Source organism: Bdellovibrio sp. HCB337 (assembly GCF_047302465.1).
In the GTDB taxonomy this organism is placed as follows: domain Bacteria; phylum Bdellovibrionota; class Bdellovibrionia; order Bdellovibrionales; family Bdellovibrionaceae; genus JACMRP01.
In genome coordinates this window covers 4,164,791-4,180,469 of record NZ_CP178621.1, presented here as the reverse complement: position 1 = coordinate 4,180,469, position 15,679 = coordinate 4,164,791, and the positions used below count along the sequence as shown (strand labels likewise).

Sequence of the window (15,679 nt, the reverse complement as noted above, 5' to 3'; positions counted from 1 at the left end):
AGCCGGATGCTTATCTAAAGACTATGGAGTGTTTGTTATGAAAATTGAAACCAAGGTAGGTTTACTAGCATTAGCGGCGGTGATCCTCATTGTGACTTTTGCCTACATGATGGGATTGGTCTCTCCTTTTTCGAACACTCATGACCTCAATGTAATGTACAACTATGCTGGTGGTATCGAAGAAGGCTCTCCTGTGCGAGTGATGGGGATCAAAGTCGGTAAGGTAAAGAAAATCGTCTTCGATCCAGGTTATAAAAGTGCTCAAGGCGAAGAAGTGAAACTGCGTTTAGAGATCACCGTCGATAAGAAGGCTTGGGGAACAATTCGTAAAGACTCCAAATACTTCATCAATTTAGCGGGGGTGATCGGGGAAAAATTCCTCGAAATTTCGCCGGGCAGCACAGAGGCCGCAGAACTTAATAATGGTGAATATGTCCGTGGTGAAGATCCTCCACGTGTCGATCAATTGATCTCACAAAGCTATGGTCTTGCGGGCAAAATCATTGAACTTGTTGAGAAAAATGAGGGCTCTGTCAGCAGCGTGATCACTCAGGTGGACCGCTTGATGACGAATTTCAATAAAACTTTGTCGCTCCTAGACAAAACGTCGAAGAACAAAGACGTGGCAAGACTGCTTGATAATGCCATTAAGATAAGCGATGACATGGCCTACTTAACTGGCGAACTTAGAACCAAGAAGTCTCAGGACACGTTCAATATGGTTCATAAGCTTTTGTTGCGGTTAGAACCTTTGGATGGACCTGCGATTAAGAAGTTCTTTCAAGAAGAGGGTGTTCGCGCCCGTGTTTTGTAGGGGGTATTTATGCGTTACTTGCAACTTATGGTCGTGATGGCGGCGCTTTTGGCGATGCCTTTGTCTTATGTCAATGCCCAAGAAGAAGACCTGGATGAAAGCGACTTCTCTTCTACAACTGCTAATGTCTTTAAGGTCGACGAGAACAACAATTATCAAGACAACCTAGCGCTTCGTGAGGCTCGCAAAGTGGGTCTTGGTCTGAGTGCTGGTGGTGCCTTGGGACTCTACGGTCTTAATGTCGAAATCAATTTTGAAGACATCAACGGTGCGGTCGTTGGGGTCGGTGGCGGTGATGGTTACAGCACCGTGAACTTGGCCTGGAAGCACGTTTTCTTGGGCGATACTGTGGCTCCTTACACAACTTTAGGCTTTGCTCACTGGTATGACAGTAGTGGTGGCGATGCTTACAAGAATTCGTCCGTTTTGGAACGAGTTTTGACAGATTCAGAAAAATCTAGCGGTCGTTTTGCCGTAGATTTCATTTCAGGAGCTGTGGGTCTTCAATACACCCAGCTTCAAGGAAATCTTGCTGGAACATCTCTTTATGCAGAGATCGTTCTTCTTGGCGACGTAACTCATGGAGAGTTAGTGCCTACTGGTGCCGTTGGCGCCGGCTATTATTTCTAGTTCTTAGTTGTCCGAAAATCGTATGAAGATGAGAAGCCTGAGCTCAACCTGAGTCCAGGCTTTTTTGTTTTTTCACTCTCAGAAATAAAAAAACCCCCGGTTTTCACCGAGGGTTTTAAAGTACTGTGTCAGTACCAAAAAAACTATTTTTTAGAAGCTTTTTTAGTAGCTTTCTTTTTAGTAGCTTTTTTTGTAGTTTTTTTAGCTGCTTTTTTAGTAGCTTTCTTCTTTGCCATTTGCTCCTCCTAGGATGCAATCGTTGTTGTTGTTAACTGCTTCAATAAACTTCTTACCCTAAGTCTTCACAATTCGACTTGCGCCGTCAATAAAAAAATTCATGGGCACCTTTTTTGCGAGAAGTTGGGGGTGGAGGTGCTGCTCATGATACTTTCAATCCTGCTTACGAGTGTCGGAATCGCATTCGCGCATCGGATTCTCGGAGCTTCTTTGCAAAAAGTTGGCTTTTTGAATCTTCACGCGCGCATTTTTCTCGTTTTAGCGGCCCTGATGATCTTTTTTTTCGCCACCAAAGGTCCACATCCAACTCATCTCTGGGTTTTCTTCGGCACGGTTTTTATTTTACTCAAGCTTTTGCCGTATTTTTTTTCTCGTTATCAAGAAAAACTGATCCATGCGCACACACTCAGAGTCTTGGATCATCTCATCCTCGGTGTTCAATCAGGGCAATCTTTGCGCGCTTCTTTGATGATGTTGGCGTCGCAAGAATCAAGCCTACTGCGGGTTTCGTGGGAAAACCTTACTCACGCAATTTGCTTCGAAAACTCCTCGGCGGGTCTCAAATCCCCCGCCCTCAAGAATCTTTTTGAGGAACTCCATCGCATCGAGAGATCTCAGTCCAAATGTGGGGAGCAAATGCGCTCTTTGCGCAAAAATCTAAAAACCTTGGAGGACTTTCGACGTAGGTCCGGACAAGTAAGTTTGCAGATTCGCATGCAAGCGGCCATTTCAGCGCTTCTTTATGTGGGTTTGTTGCTATTTATGCTCACTCAGTTTGGATTTTATCAACATCGGACCATCATCATCATCTCCGGAACTTTGTTTTTTGTCGGTATGGTGACAGTTTTTGTCATCGGGAGGAGAATCCAGTGGAACACATAGCGCCACCGCTTCAATTAATAGTGCACGTGAAACGCGGAATCGAGACCGGGGCTTCGGTGCGAAGTGGAGTTCTTGCCTATCTTCATGCAGAACACTCGATTTTTTCTCAAGATGTTTCAAAATGGATCTCGTTGACTGATCAAGGCCTGGCGACGACATCAATTCTGCAAAAACAGAAATCCCAATATCGCCGCAGCCTGCTGGAGCTTTTAGAGCGTGGTCTGCGTGGTGAGAGCATTTATGTTTATCTATGTCAGCTTGAGCAGGAAATAATCGAGGCTTGCCAGGATGAAATCAGTCGCAAACTGTCAAAGCTGCCGTTTCTTTTGCTCGGACCGCTGCTTCTGCTGCAGTTTCCCGCCTTTTTATTGCTTCTTTTTGGCCCGCTCCTAGAAAATTTTTTTCACTCTTTGGGAGGCGGGTGATACAGTGTCTGGACTGGAGGCAAGATATGGCGAGAGTCGGCGCGAAGCAGGAAACCAGCCAACAAGATCTGGAAAAGCTGGTGGACGAACTGATGAAAGATCAGCCAAATCAGCAGCTCGTTAAGAAACTCTCGACAAAATTGGGAATGGACTACTCTGTGGACCCATTGATTCACATGAGTACTGTTTTACAATCCATGAATAACGTATATTTGCGCCAGCAAAGAAGAAAAGAACTAGAAAACTAATCAGAAAGTCCAATTTACATGTCTAAGTATTATAAGAATATCCTCGAAACAGTCGGGCACACGCCCATGGTGCAACTAAAACATATCTTTCCTAACTCGAAACATAATTATTTCGCAAAAGTGGAATATTTGAATCCAGGTGGAAGCATTAAGGACCGCGTAGCTGTAGCGATGATCGAAGATGCTGAAAGACGCGGAGATTTGAAGCCTGGCGGCACTATTATCGAAGCGACTTCGGGCAATACAGGTGTGGGACTTGCGTTGGTTGGAGCCGTGAAGGGTTACAAGTGCATTTTCACCATGCCTGAAAAGATGAGCGAAGAAAAACGCGCGATTCTTCGCGCTTACGGCGCTCGTGTCGTGATTACGCCGTCAAGCGTAGAGCCGGATCATCCAATGAGTCACTATTCTGTGGCGAAAAAGTTTGCACAAGAGATCCCAGGAGCCTTCTTGGTGAATCAATTCCACAACCCAGACAATCCAAAGCGCCACTATGAGACAACAGGTCCTGAAATTTGGGATCAAATGGAAGGCAAAGTCGACATGTTAGTCGGCGGAGCTGGTACTGGTGGTACTCTTTCTGGCTGCGCGAAGTTTTTAAAAGAGAAAAACCCGCAAGTAAAAGTTATCTGCGCGGATCCTATCGGTAGCATTCTATATGATTTGTACTATCACAAAAAGATCGTCGATCCTCCAGGTTCTTATAAGGTAGAGGGTGTCGGCGAAGATATGCTTCCTGATAACGTTCATCTTAATATGTATGACGGCTTCTTTAAGGTGTCTGATCAAGAAGCGTTTGATATCACTCGTGAGCTTGTTGCGAAAGAAGGACTTCTTGTAGGTCCTTCGAGCGGCTTAGCATTAGTGGGCGCAGTGAAGGCAGCTGAAAAGCTGGAAAAACCAGCTAATATCGTGGTTATTTTTCCAGACAGTGGTCGAGCTTATCTTAGCAAGGCCTTCAATGATAAGTGGATGGTGGAAAATGGTCTCTTAGACGCAGAAGACACAAAAAATGCCTTCAATCGCGTTTTGACTGCCGAAGAAGCTTTGGCCGATCTGAAAAAGAAATAAGGAATAAGAGTTATGAAAAAAGACATGAACAAACTTGGTTTCGCTACAAGAGCTATTCACGCAGGACAAGAGCCGGATCCAACAACGGGCGCGATCATGACTCCGGTTTATATGACATCGACTTATGTGCAAGAGTCTCCGGGTGTTCATAAGGGCTGGGAGTACAGCCGTACTCACAATCCAACCCGCAGAGCTTATGAAAACTGCATGGCAAACCTTGAAGGTGGCCAATTCGGTTTTGCATTTGCCTCTGGTTGTGCAGCGACGACGACGATTCTTCATATGTTGCAACAAGGGGATCATGTGATCGCCGGCGACGATATGTACGGTGGGACTTTCCGTCTTTTCAATCGCGTTCTTAAAAATAACGGCATTGATTTCTCTTACCCAGATTTGACGAACCCAGAGAACTTCACGAAAGCTTTGAAACCAAATACGAAGCTTGTTTGGCTGGAGACTCCGACAAATCCGACTTTGAAATTGGTAGATATTAAGAAAATTGCAAAGGCCGCGAGCGAAAAGGGCATTATCACGGTTGTCGATAATACTTTCATGAGCCCGTATTTCCAAAGACCTCTGACTTTGGGGGCTGATATCGTAGTCCACTCGGCAACTAAGTACATCGGTGGCCATAGTGATGTGGTTGGCGGAATCGCTGTGACTAATAGAGCAGATTTAGCTGAAAAATTGGCCTTCTTGAGCAACTCCATGGGGGGCATTCAAGGTCCGTTTGATTCTTTCATGTGCCTTCGTAGCTTGAAAACCTTGCCTCTTCGTATGAAAGCTCATGCTCACAACGCCCAAGCGGTGGCGGAGTTCTTGGAATCTCATCCGAAAGTGCAAAAAGTGATTTATCCGGGTCTGAAATCCCATCCACAGCATGCTTTGGCTAAAGAACAGATGCTTGGAATGGGCGGAATGATCACTTTTTATATTAAAGGGGGCATGGACGCGGCTAGAACCTTCCTTGAAAACGTCCGAGTTTTCGCTCTGGCAGAGAGTTTAGGGGGAGTTGAGTCCTTGATTGAGCATCCGGCGATTATGACGCACGCTAGCGTGCCGCCTGAAACCCGCAAGCAGCTGGGTATTGATGACTCTTTGATCCGTCTTTCTGTGGGAGTTGAGGATCTTGAGGACCTTTTAGCCGATTTAAAATCAGCTTTTGATAAGGTGAAAGGTTGACACTGAGCCCTTCAGGAAGGTAACTAATGGGCCTTCCTGATTCCAATGGCTCGGTAGCTCAGTCGGTAGAGCAGAGGATTGAAAATCCTTGTGTCGGCGGTTCAATTCCGTCCCGAGCCACCATTTAAATCCCAGAAAATTTAGTACTTATTCTACGTTCAGATACGACTGTAGATATTTTTCCGGCAATCGCTTTCGTAGATCTGCTTTTTCAGCATGTTCACGAGCAACGTCTCGGCGGAATTGGATAAAGATCGACGAAAGATCATCCAACAGAGAATTGAAATCGCCTCTATTGAATAACACCTTATCAAACATCGATAGACCTGAGTTGATCAGATTGGTCACATCTTTTTGGCGTTTCACGCGTTGATATTCCGGAGACAGCTTTTCAACTAGCGGCATGTCGTTTTGAAAAGGCACATATTGAGTTGCTTGGAACACGCCTTCAGGAAGGTCTCCGTATTCCCATGCAATCAGAATGTCTTTGAAAGATTCTGCCAAAGCGGTTTTCGGCATAATGATCGCCAAGTCTGAATCGGTCGCGAACAAATTCAGATTGCCATCACCGCGAGTAACCCAAGCGTCACCACGAGAATTGAGAACCTTCAAACCTTCTTCTTTCTTAGTACGAAGATTTCTACTCTCGATATTGTGCAGAAACATTGTCAGTAAATCCCCGCGTTGCAAAGGCAGTGGGCCTTCTAAGTTATCTTTTGCCCAGCGTTTGATTTGAATTCTTGGAACGCGAATATGACCTGAAGCAAATGCATCCGTTAAATAGTGATCTGCAAAGGCATTGAACACCATCGCTTTATTGAAAAGCTGTTTTGCAGAGACAAGATTCGTAGATCTTAAATCATAAGCTTGCTTTGCAAGTCTAAGTGCTTGGGTGTGATATTCCACGTAGGCAACCATATTGTTCCAGCCGAAATGATCATAGTTCTGGGAAAGAACTTCTAGATAGCCGGGTACACCAAAAATTCCCGTCGAGTTACAGTCTGGATATTCGATTTCTGAATTGCGTTGGTCTTCATGCGCGCTTTTTTGTTTGTAAGCGCACTTGATCACGTTCGCGATATTGCTTTTTTTATCAGTGAAGAACTCTACAGGATTGTTGTAGTAATCTGCAGCGGTAACAACTTCGCCATACTGAAAAGTATATTTTTTGTCTTCGCGAAGAACGTTGCGGCTTGGGCATTTGTCTACAGGTATGCCGAGGGATTTGCAGGCAAGAACGCTGCCCTCAAGGCCAAGCTCTAGATGTTCCCCTTCGGACCACTTCGCTTGAAGTTGGGCGAATGCGGGAGTTGCTACACCAATGAAAATCAATGTTTGAATCACAAGGCGTTTAAACACAAGAAGTCTCCAGGTTGTGGCTTTCTGATCGGGCCAACCTGAACAAGACTTAATTGATGAATAAATAAACTAGATTATGGACGAGAGATCCAGGGACTCTCTTTAAGATAGTATCTGAGCGGCCATTTTGCGGCCGCGCCCGCATAGTCCACGCCAACTCGCGTAGTTTTGTGGATTCGCTGTAGTTTTGTTTTAAATCCGTCGTCTTCAACCCAAAGGCCTGAACGCTTTTTCCAAAGTGGTAGAGCATTTTGTTTTTTTGTAATTCCTAGATGCCGACAGAGCTTGCCTGGACCATTGGTATGCAAATGCTTCTTTGCCGGTTTTTCCCCAGGGATATGCACAGGCTCTAAAGCACGAATCAAAACTGCTTCGGGTTCTTCTTCCGTGCGGGTTACAAAATTCAAGCAGTAGTACATCCCATAGATAAGATAGACATAAGAATATCCACCCGCTAAGTACATTGAACTTGTGCGCTCAGTACGACGGCCCCCAAAAGTATGACAAGCAGGATCGGCGATTCCCATATAGGCTTCGGTTTCTACGATCCGACCACTGAGAACCTCACCTTCTTCATTTTTGAAATGAAGAACTTTTCCCAATAGCCGTTCTGCGACTATATCCGTTTTCTGAAAATAAAATTCCTGCTCAAGAATCATCGCTGCAGCATAATCGGAAATCTAAAATGAGTCACCCCTGGTTTGGTATTACCGCCCCAGGGGATCTTTTATAGACCTATATTTTTTTGGTCTAAATTTATTTGTTCAATGAAAGGATCGGAGTGACGGTCATCTTCTGCAGACCCGGCAGTTGGTATTTCCCACTGATAACATCAGTGCTTGGATGATACATATTCATCATGACGTAGAAGTTTCCGCGAGGTGCAGGCAGCCAATTGGTAGTTTTTCCAGACGGCTCGTTCGCAGAAATATAGATATCTACAGAGCCATCTGGGTTTTGCAAAAGACCCTTGGAATAACTGCCCAGTGAATAACGGCGCAGACTGTTTTCCACCAAAGACTTATCGCGGCTGTTATATGTGACAACGGACCAAAAGGCGGAAACTGGCGGCAAGCGGTTTTTATTAAAGCGCAAAATGTAAGTCGAATTGCCATTCAGGCGAATGTTATCGCGATCCACGCGTGTCACCGGATGAATGGATTCGATCGAGTTAGTTTCGGCAAAGTAAACCTTACTCATTGCCGCACGCAGAGTGTAGTTATTGCCGAAACCATCACCACGAGTGATGTAACTCCACCCGTTGCGCATCTTAATCAGGTCCTTCTTAACCGTATTGTTCATATCGATTTCGGCAGAGGCAATAGCTCTTTCATAGGCCTCGCGCATCTCTCTGACGTTGGTGATCCGGGAAGTTCTTAAACCGGGACCTACTTCAATTGAGCGAAATCTTTCCATGATGGCGGGTTCTAGGTTTGTCGGTTCGTTTTCTCGAAGAGCCGTGCCGAGCTCGTCAAAGAATTGCACTCCGGCCTTGGCAAGACCGCGTGGATCCATATTCGTAGTCACCTTGGCCACTAAATCCGGAGTTTTTGCCATTTTGGCTTTGCCCAAGTAGACATTATAAGGTTTGAGATCGTACTTCTTTAAAAGTGAAACCGCCGATTTTACATCAGATTCAAACGGCGCTTCGATATGTCCGATCACCCAAAGATGATTTGTCGATGCGCGAATTTGTTGAAAGCCCGCAGGGGTTGCGCCAATAAAATTCGGTCCTGTAATAAAAAACTTTCCAGCCATAGCACCTTGAGTCCGCGAAGAAACAAAGGACACGTTGGTGGTATTTGCATCCATGAACTGCAGGCTGTAATAGCGATTTGTGATTTTCGGAATCTGCAGAACCATCGGTTGTTGGCGAAGGTCCAAAAACGCCGAGGAATACAGAGTATCAGGCAACGGATTCGACATTCCTTTTTCGTTCGGACCCGCAAGACGAGTTGCGTGGAAAAAGGTGTTGATAGGTGCGTGGCCATATCCTGGGGTGGTCGTTAAGAGCTTTCGAGTCCGCTCAAAGCGCACCATCGGGTATCCCCAAAGATAAGCCTCTTTTGCGATGGCCTCTGTGGTAACAATCTTATTGATATCTACCGGTGGAAGAGGATTATCAGTTTGTGCAAAAAGACTTGAGTCCGGAATACTGAGAACAAATGCGAATGCAATTAACAAACGTTTCATGCAAACCTCCGCAGTTCATTTCTTTGGATGGTAGCATGCTCAGAATTTCAGATTTTGGTAGAAGCCTGGAAGATCCGGTCAAACAGAGTGCTTAGCCGCAAACTTTTGGACTTTTAGCCTCGCAATGAAGGGCCTTTTGAAAAGCGGGTTGAGAAAGAAATATTCCCTCGATGCGTGATTGAAGACTTGGATGTGATGGAGACCAATCTGGTTTGTTCTTTGGCTGAGTTTCACAAGCTAGGCTTAAAAATAGCAATTGAGATTCAAATGCATTTTTCTTTGCGACAGCCGGATCTGCTTCTAGACGAATGCTTTCAGACAAAACCTTAGAAGCGACCCAATCTGCAAAAGCTTCACGGCTTTGTGCTTTTGTATACTCTTGAAAGCACGGAATTACTTTTTGAAGTCTTTGAACTGAGTGGCCCAATTCATGAGCTAGGATCTGTCGCAGAGTAGACTCCGGAAAACGTGCAAGGGAAGGGCAAACAAAGACCTTATTCATACTAGGCACATAAATGGCATTGGGGCGATTACATGCTCCAAAGAAAAGCTTTTGAACCGCGCTATCCTCGAAGCTCCCCATAGTGACGGTACTGATAGACTTCACAAGATAGGCATAGTCTTTTTTTGATAGAAGATCTTTCTTTTGAATGACTAGAGAAAGTATCGCTGATTGGTTCTCAAGAAAGACATCGCGAATTTTTTCTAAGTCCGAAGGCTGCGCACCGGTCGGCAAAGGTAAAAGAAAATCTTTTTGGACCTTCATTTCATCGCAAAGCAGCTGCATGGAACAAGTTGGGCGTGACGAATTCGCGAAAAGATTTTTGCTAAAAAAAAGAGAAACTAAAAGTATCCCCAAAAATATCTTCATTTAGTCATTTTAAGGAGAAAGCTCAGATGCAGAAAGACAATTCACAAATATCAGAGTCTAGTTTTTGCAAATAAAACTTAGTTGGCGTCCGGCTTTTTCTTTATCTCGGCGATGAGAATGAAAGCGTGGATCAACAAACGTATCGATGTGTAGATTGTAAAGGTTGTCGAAAAGCACGCCGCTGTTTTGTAGCTGAGTACGCATGACTTGATTGAGATCTACTAAAGCCTTCTCGTGGTTCAAATTGCGGTGATAAATGCTTTCTTTTTCTGTAGTACCGAAATCAATAGTTGAAAGAATATCGTCACGAACTTGGTGGCTGACCTCGAAGCTAGCCATTTGAATGTGCGGGCCGATGATGACGTGCGTGTTTTCGGATTTCACCCCTGAGTGTGCTAAGCGCGCGAAAGTCTTTGGAACGATCTGATTTGCAACGCCTCTCCAGCCAGCGTGAACGGCGGCAATGATTTCACTGACTGGGTCATATAGAAGAACTGGAATACAATCTGCGGTTGAAATACAGAGAGCTGTTTTGGAGAGCTCTGTGAAATGAGAGTCCGCCTCAACCTGGTAATCTAAGGCAAGGTCCTTTGAGTGAACGACGATATCACTATGGGTTTGCTTTACACGGATAAAATCTAAGGATTCGAAAGATGACTTCAAATTCAGAATCTGAGATTTTTCTCCACCAAGTAACGCCGTGATTTTCGGAGTCTCAATTAAGAAACCCAGATTGGTTTCCGTAATTTTCATAAAAGCCCCCAAGCTTTCAAAAGAGCACGAATCTCTTCTGGCCAGTCCTTTGAAAAAAACAGTTCTTTTCCTGTTACTGGATGAGTAAATCCAAGCTCTGCAGCATGAAGCAAGAAGCGCTGCAGATCTTTAACCTCTGCCTGGGTTTTCTTGCTTTCAAGAGATTTCACCTTTTTATCAGCGCCATAAAGTGTATCGCCAGCGATTGGAGTGCCCTTATCGGAAAGGTGGACACGAATCTGATGGGTTCTACCAGTTTCAAGTTTCAATCGATAATAGCTAAGACCAGATTGAGACTTCAATAGTTCATAGTGAGTAACGGCCCATTTTCCCATAGAGGGTTCTGGCGTTTTTGTAGTCTGAATCTTGCGATCAGAGCCAAGGATCGATGCGTATCTTTTTCTATCACCTGGATGACGAGCTAAATAGGATTGCACGCTGCCTTTTGGTGGTTTGGGTGCTCCAATTGCAACGGCAAAATAGATACGGTGAATGCTACGCTCTTTGAATTGCTGAGTCAGTTTTTCGTGAGCGTGATCGTTTTTAGCGACAACCAAGACGCCACTCGTTTCCTTATCCAAACGATGAACAATACCAGGACGTTGTTCACCAAACTTCATAGAGAGATCTTTGGTATGATGAAGAAGCGCATTCACCAGTGTGTCTTGGGCGTGCCCAGCAGCGGGGTGCACGACAAGTCCTGATGGTTTGTTAATAACAATCAGATGTTCATCTTCAAATAGAATATCCAAAGGGAAATCATAAGGGATTAAATCAGTGGGCTCTGGTTCTGGCAGGTGAATTTCGATATGATCACCTGTTTTTAGTACCAACGAAGACTTGGCTTTATAACCATTGACCTGCACGAGGCCTTCATCAATTAGATGAGAGGCGCGCGAACGGGTTTCAATCTCAGAACGTTGGGCCAAGGCTTTATCAAGTCTTAGTCCCGCCATTTCGTCTGGGCAATTAAAAGAAAGAATCATTTTTGAGGAGTGTTTTCTTTCAACACTTTCATGTAAGAGTCTGCGACTTTTTTCTCGTCAAGTCCCAAGACTTTAGCGATTTGAACTACGTAGCCTCTTACGAAAACTAGAGCCGGAAGACCTGCATGATCCATTTTCTCGATAGCTTTAACATAGTAGCTATTGATCTTTGTGATTTCGCTCATTTTAGCGACGGTGATCTTTTTATAGTCGCGGACTTTTTGAAGGAACTCGCCATCCCAAATATCACGGCTAGAGATTTCTTTTTCAAAAGCCTCGTTCTTTTCGTAAGTATTTTTCTTTTCCTCTTGGCGAGGTTCCACGAACATCTGCTTGCTGGCGGTTACGATAGCTTCGTAAGAAAGATCCGTGTTGTGAAAGCGACCGCTCAGAAGTCTTTGATCATAAATGCTACGGAGATTTTTATTACCCAAAACAGAGTAGGCTTCTTCGATCAAAACCAAAAAGGCACGAGCTTCCTGTTCAGAGAAAATAGTATAGAGCGCTGGATTATCCCCAGAATAAGTGGCCTTGACTCGATCATAAGCCTTGGTCACTTCGTTTTGAGCTGAATTCGCATTCAGTTCAAGAATATCGTAATAGTTGTATCGCGATTCAATATTCATCCGTAACTATTATATTACGGCGCGAAGTTCCTTGGGATCAATAAGTTGTTTGCAGGTTGTTAAAAATTGACCTGCAAGTGGAGTGAAAGGTTGAGCGATCAAAACAGGCTCTCGGTTACGAATAGACTGCCACACCGCATTGTCGTAATCGATAGAGCCCAAGAAATCGACTTTGAAATCATAGTATTTATAGCAAACGCTTTTCATGGCGTGGCCAAGTTCAGTGTTTGCTTGGCTACGGCAAGAGTTCACGATCAATCGAAGTGGTTTTGTCATAAGCGCATCGAAAAAGTCTGGTTGAATACCAGAGTTCTCACGCAAATAAGTTCTGAAAGAGAAATTCTTTTCGCTAAAACCATGACGATGATTGCGTAGTTGCTGAATCATGTGGTCGTAGGCTTCAGGAATACTGTGGTCTTTCAATGAATGGCATACGAAGGATTCAATAAAACGATAGGTTTTCTCGATACTTGTAGGCTCTGGTGATGACAACAAGATTTTCTCATCAGCAAGCTTCAACATTTCAAGGTGACTTTCTAAAGCGCCAGCGCCGAGGTCGACAATAACATAATCGGCGTTGAGTTTTTTCATCTCCGGAGCCAAATGACGAACTTGTTCCACAGAAAGATCTGTTGGAGTCCAAGCATCCCAGAAACCTTGTATGTAGGACACACGAGGAACCTGAGTTGGGATAACAAGTTCAGAAAGTGTTTTTGAACCTTCGAAGAAATGACGGATGCTATTTGAAGCTGGAGACATGCCAAATGCTGTATGAACATTGGCGCCGCTTAAATCCAAATCAACGATAACAACGGAGTGACCTAATTTGCTAAGGCAGATTGCTAAGCTAGAAGTTACGAAAGTTTTCCCAACGCCACCTTTGCCAGAGGCAACGGTCCAAATTTGATTGGTTCTTTCTTGAGAAGAAGGACGCTTAATAGCAATCACATCCTGCGATTCATTTTCAAAGTCACGTTCCATGGACTCACTCCGAATTATTTTAAAGGAGAAATGACAATTCCTTTTTTTGTCTCTTCGGCTTCGGAGGCTCTAATATAAAGGGGGACGAATGAATTCCATTCCATGGTCTGGCCGTTCAAAGCGCGTTTTTCAGCCATCATTCCCAGTGTTTCCGAGAGTGGAAAGTCTGAGTATGTTGAATCGCGATGAAGGCGCTTTTTCAAATCTTCAGGAAGATATTCTTGGTAAGTGTCGTAACCATCACCCACAACGATCACGTCTTGAGTGATGAGACCTCCAAGTTTTTGCACAGGCACTGCAGCAGGCCCATGCATGTAGACGGGCTCTGGACCTTTGGAGAGGTCGAAGAGTCCCAGGTACACCATATTCTTATAAGCATTGATGATGGACAGGACTGGAGTCGAGGCTTTCACTGGAGCTGCCAACAACATCAAAGAATCAATGGTGACGAGAGGTTTGTTGTAAACGTAAGAAAAAGTTTTACCAGCATTTGCGGCAACACGGATTCCGGTGAAACTACCGGGCCCTTGGCCGACGGCAAAGACATCGATGTCGGTCAATTTGAGTTGAGCTTTGTCGAGACAGTTTTCAACGAAACGATTCAGGGCCTCGCTATGGGATTTTTGGCGTAAAGAGGACTCCATCGCAAGAATTTGTCCATCTTTCACAACCGCCACCCCGCCAAGCTGGGTGCTGGTTTCCATAGCGAGTACGATCATAAGTTAACTACATTCCAAAGAGACGAGTGAAGTCATTAAACAGAGCAAAGACCATCAAGCTCATCAAAAGAACGAGGCCCACTTGCTGTGCGATCTCCATATTTTTGATGCTGATAGGAGCTCCCTTAAGAGCTTCGATGCTGTAGAACAACAAGTGTCCACCATCCAAAACTGGAATAGGTAGTAGATTCAAGATGAAAAGATTCACCGAAATCAAACCCATCATTCTTAAGAATGGACTAATGCCAATTTTGAAAGTCTCGCTAGCTGCTTGTCCGATAGAAATAACACCACCGATGTTTTTCGGTGAAACTTTTCCTTCAAACAATCTCACAAAACTCATAACGGTCATCACTGACACATCCCAAGTTCTTTGGACGCCGATTTTGATCGCTTCTACAGGATTGCTCGTGCTGATCTCAATCAACTCTGGCATTGCATAGTTAATGAACGGAGCAACACCGATTGTGTAACGTTTGTCTTCGGTTCCGCCAGCAGTCATTTGTGAAATCATGTGTGGCACGATGTTCATTTTCAAAAGCTCAGTACCACGAAGAACTTGAATTTTCACAGGCTCTTTGCCGTCGTAAGCTTTAATAGAAGTGATGACGTCATCCCACTTATCAATCTTAGTTTCATTGATCTGCATGATACGATCGCCAGGCAAGAGTCCCGCTGTTTTCGCAGGGGTGCCATCAATGATAGCTCCCAAGTAAAGATCCGCACTCTCAAGCTTTAAAGTATCGAAGCTGTATTTTGGAAGAGTCATCGGAGCCAAAGTTACGCTCATTGTTTCAGGCTTACCCGCTTCGGCAACCGGAGCACGCTCAACATCAATTTGCAGAGCTTGCTGAGGATTTTGCTTTTCCAAAGTAGGTTCAAGTTCACGCCAGAAACGGATTTTTTCACCGTTAATAGCGGTTACACGGTCGCCTGTTTTAAGGCCCAACGCTGCTAAGGCAGAATCTGGTTTTACACCAACCAACGCTGCTTTTGACATTGGTGACAAACCTTCGATGTCGCCAACGGTTGGTTTGGTGCTCAGAACATTTGGGTTCTCTTTGCTTGCGATGTCTACTTTTAAAGCGAGCTTCTCAGTGCCGCGCTCGATGTCCACCATAGCTTGGCTATTTTGCAAGTTCGCCAGTTTACCTTCAAACTCTTCCCAAGTTTTTACGGCGGCGCCGTTCACGGTTTTAATCATGTCGCCAGATCTGAAACCCGCAGCATAAGCTTTAGAGTCAGTTGTAAGATCACCAACGTGTGTTGCGCGATAATCTTCGCCGACAAAAGCGACAACAAAGAAAATAAAGATCGCAAAGAAGAAGTTCATCAACGGACCAGCAAGAACGATAGAAATTCTCTGCCACACGTTTTTATGTGTGAAAGAGTACTTTTTATCTTCTTCAGAAACCTCGGCACCAGGTTGATCGCCGAACATCTTTACGTAACCACCCAAAGGAATGATTGATACGCAATAGTTCGTGTCTCCACGTTTGTATTGGAAAATCTTTTTACCAAAACCAAGGCTAAAAACTTCAACACGAACTCCGCATAAGCGAGCGATGATGAAATGTCCAAACTCGTGGATAAAGATCAAAACACCCAACAGGATGACGAAGGGAACGAAACCAGAAGCCACTTTATTAAGAAGCGAAATTAAAATTTCCATATCCTTTTATTTTACTAAGGAGGCACTGTA

At 44.5% G+C, this 15,679-nt stretch carries 17 protein-coding genes and 1 tRNA gene; 8 read left to right on the top strand and 10 right to left on the bottom strand.

From position 1 onward, the window contains the following. The first annotated feature begins 37 nt into the window (after nucleotides 1-37). From ACLWBB_RS20225 to ACLWBB_RS20190, 8 genes are all read left to right on the top strand, one after another. On the top strand, nucleotides 38-814 hold the full coding sequence (locus ACLWBB_RS20225; RefSeq protein WP_413289387.1) for an MlaD family protein: 777 nt from the start codon (nucleotides 38-40) through the stop codon (nucleotides 812-814). A 9-nt stretch (nucleotides 815-823) separates the two neighbouring features. Next, on the top strand, nucleotides 824-1,444 hold the full coding sequence (locus tag ACLWBB_RS20220; RefSeq protein WP_413289386.1) for a hypothetical protein: 621 nt from the start codon (nucleotides 824-826) through the stop codon (nucleotides 1,442-1,444). A 381-nt stretch (nucleotides 1,445-1,825) separates the two neighbouring features. Next, entirely contained in the window at nucleotides 1,826-2,563 is a 738-nt protein-coding gene (locus tag ACLWBB_RS20215; protein ID WP_413289385.1) for a hypothetical protein, read from the top strand. Then, entirely contained in the window at nucleotides 2,551-2,988 is a 438-nt protein-coding gene (locus ACLWBB_RS20210) for a hypothetical protein (RefSeq protein ID WP_413289384.1), read from the top strand. Before ACLWBB_RS20215 ends, ACLWBB_RS20210 begins: the two co-directional genes overlap by 13 nt. Nucleotides 2,989-3,014: 26 nt before the next feature. Beyond that, on the top strand, nucleotides 3,015-3,236 hold the full coding sequence (locus tag ACLWBB_RS20205) for a hypothetical protein (protein ID WP_413289383.1): 222 nt from the start codon (nucleotides 3,015-3,017) through the stop codon (nucleotides 3,234-3,236). Between the two features lie 18 nt (nucleotides 3,237-3,254). Next, the gene (locus tag ACLWBB_RS20200; RefSeq protein ID WP_413289382.1) at nucleotides 3,255-4,307 is read left to right on the top strand and encodes a PLP-dependent cysteine synthase family protein; all 1,053 of its coding nucleotides are present in this window, start codon (nucleotides 3,255-3,257) and stop codon (nucleotides 4,305-4,307) included. A 12-nt stretch (nucleotides 4,308-4,319) separates the two neighbouring features. Then, nucleotides 4,320-5,489: a cystathionine gamma-synthase gene (locus ACLWBB_RS20195; protein WP_413289381.1), complete on the top strand. Its 1,170-nt coding sequence runs from the start codon at nucleotides 4,320-4,322 to the stop codon at nucleotides 5,487-5,489. A 47-nt stretch (nucleotides 5,490-5,536) separates the two neighbouring features. Further along, a tRNA-Phe gene (locus ACLWBB_RS20190) sits at nucleotides 5,537-5,612 on the top strand. 24 nt (nucleotides 5,613-5,636) lie between these two features. On the opposite strand, the gene ACLWBB_RS20185 is transcribed toward ACLWBB_RS20190, so the two are convergent. From ACLWBB_RS20185 to rseP, 10 genes are all read right to left on the bottom strand, one after another. After that, on the bottom strand, nucleotides 5,637-6,848 hold the full coding sequence (locus ACLWBB_RS20185) for a hypothetical protein (protein ID WP_413289380.1): 1,212 nt from the start codon (nucleotides 6,846-6,848) through the stop codon (nucleotides 5,637-5,639). A gap of 74 nt (nucleotides 6,849-6,922) precedes the next feature. Further along, nucleotides 6,923-7,507 carry a DNA-3-methyladenine glycosylase gene (locus ACLWBB_RS20180; protein ID WP_413289379.1) on the bottom strand — a complete coding sequence of 195 codons (585 nt, stop codon included), beginning with the start codon at nucleotides 7,505-7,507 and terminating at the stop codon, nucleotides 6,923-6,925. A gap of 97 nt (nucleotides 7,508-7,604) precedes the next feature. Beyond that, nucleotides 7,605-9,041, bottom strand: a complete 1,437-nt coding sequence (locus tag ACLWBB_RS20175) for a DUF1254 domain-containing protein (protein WP_413289378.1) — start codon at nucleotides 9,039-9,041, stop codon at nucleotides 7,605-7,607. Between the two features lie 91 nt (nucleotides 9,042-9,132). Then, nucleotides 9,133-9,828 (bottom strand): hypothetical protein, encoded by a 696-nt coding sequence (locus tag ACLWBB_RS20170; RefSeq protein ID WP_413289377.1) that lies wholly within the window; start codon nucleotides 9,826-9,828, stop codon nucleotides 9,133-9,135. A 141-nt stretch (nucleotides 9,829-9,969) separates the two neighbouring features. Further along, complete coding sequence (locus ACLWBB_RS20165; protein ID WP_413289376.1) at nucleotides 9,970-10,665, bottom strand: polyphenol oxidase family protein; 696 nt, start codon at nucleotides 10,663-10,665, stop codon at nucleotides 9,970-9,972. Further along, nucleotides 10,662-11,621 carry an RluA family pseudouridine synthase gene (locus tag ACLWBB_RS20160; RefSeq protein ID WP_413289375.1) on the bottom strand — a complete coding sequence of 320 codons (960 nt, stop codon included), beginning with the start codon at nucleotides 11,619-11,621 and terminating at the stop codon, nucleotides 10,662-10,664. The genes ACLWBB_RS20165 and ACLWBB_RS20160 overlap by 4 nt, the downstream gene beginning before the upstream one ends. Before the next feature lie 26 nt (nucleotides 11,622-11,647). Next, nucleotides 11,648-12,277: a helix-turn-helix domain-containing protein gene (locus ACLWBB_RS20155; RefSeq protein ID WP_413289374.1), complete on the bottom strand. Its 630-nt coding sequence runs from the start codon at nucleotides 12,275-12,277 to the stop codon at nucleotides 11,648-11,650. A 9-nt stretch (nucleotides 12,278-12,286) separates the two neighbouring features. Further along, the gene (locus ACLWBB_RS20150; RefSeq protein WP_413289373.1) at nucleotides 12,287-13,258 is read right to left on the bottom strand and encodes a P-loop NTPase; all 972 of its coding nucleotides are present in this window, start codon (nucleotides 13,256-13,258) and stop codon (nucleotides 12,287-12,289) included. 14 nt (nucleotides 13,259-13,272) lie between these two features. Continuing rightward, nucleotides 13,273-13,977: a tRNA (adenosine(37)-N6)-threonylcarbamoyltransferase complex dimerization subunit type 1 TsaB gene (tsaB, locus tag ACLWBB_RS20145; protein WP_413289372.1), complete on the bottom strand. Its 705-nt coding sequence runs from the start codon at nucleotides 13,975-13,977 to the stop codon at nucleotides 13,273-13,275. 7 nt (nucleotides 13,978-13,984) lie between these two features. Continuing rightward, nucleotides 13,985-15,649: an RIP metalloprotease RseP gene (gene rseP / locus ACLWBB_RS20140; RefSeq protein ID WP_413289371.1), complete on the bottom strand. Its 1,665-nt coding sequence runs from the start codon at nucleotides 15,647-15,649 to the stop codon at nucleotides 13,985-13,987. Nucleotides 15,650-15,679 lie beyond the last annotated feature (30 nt).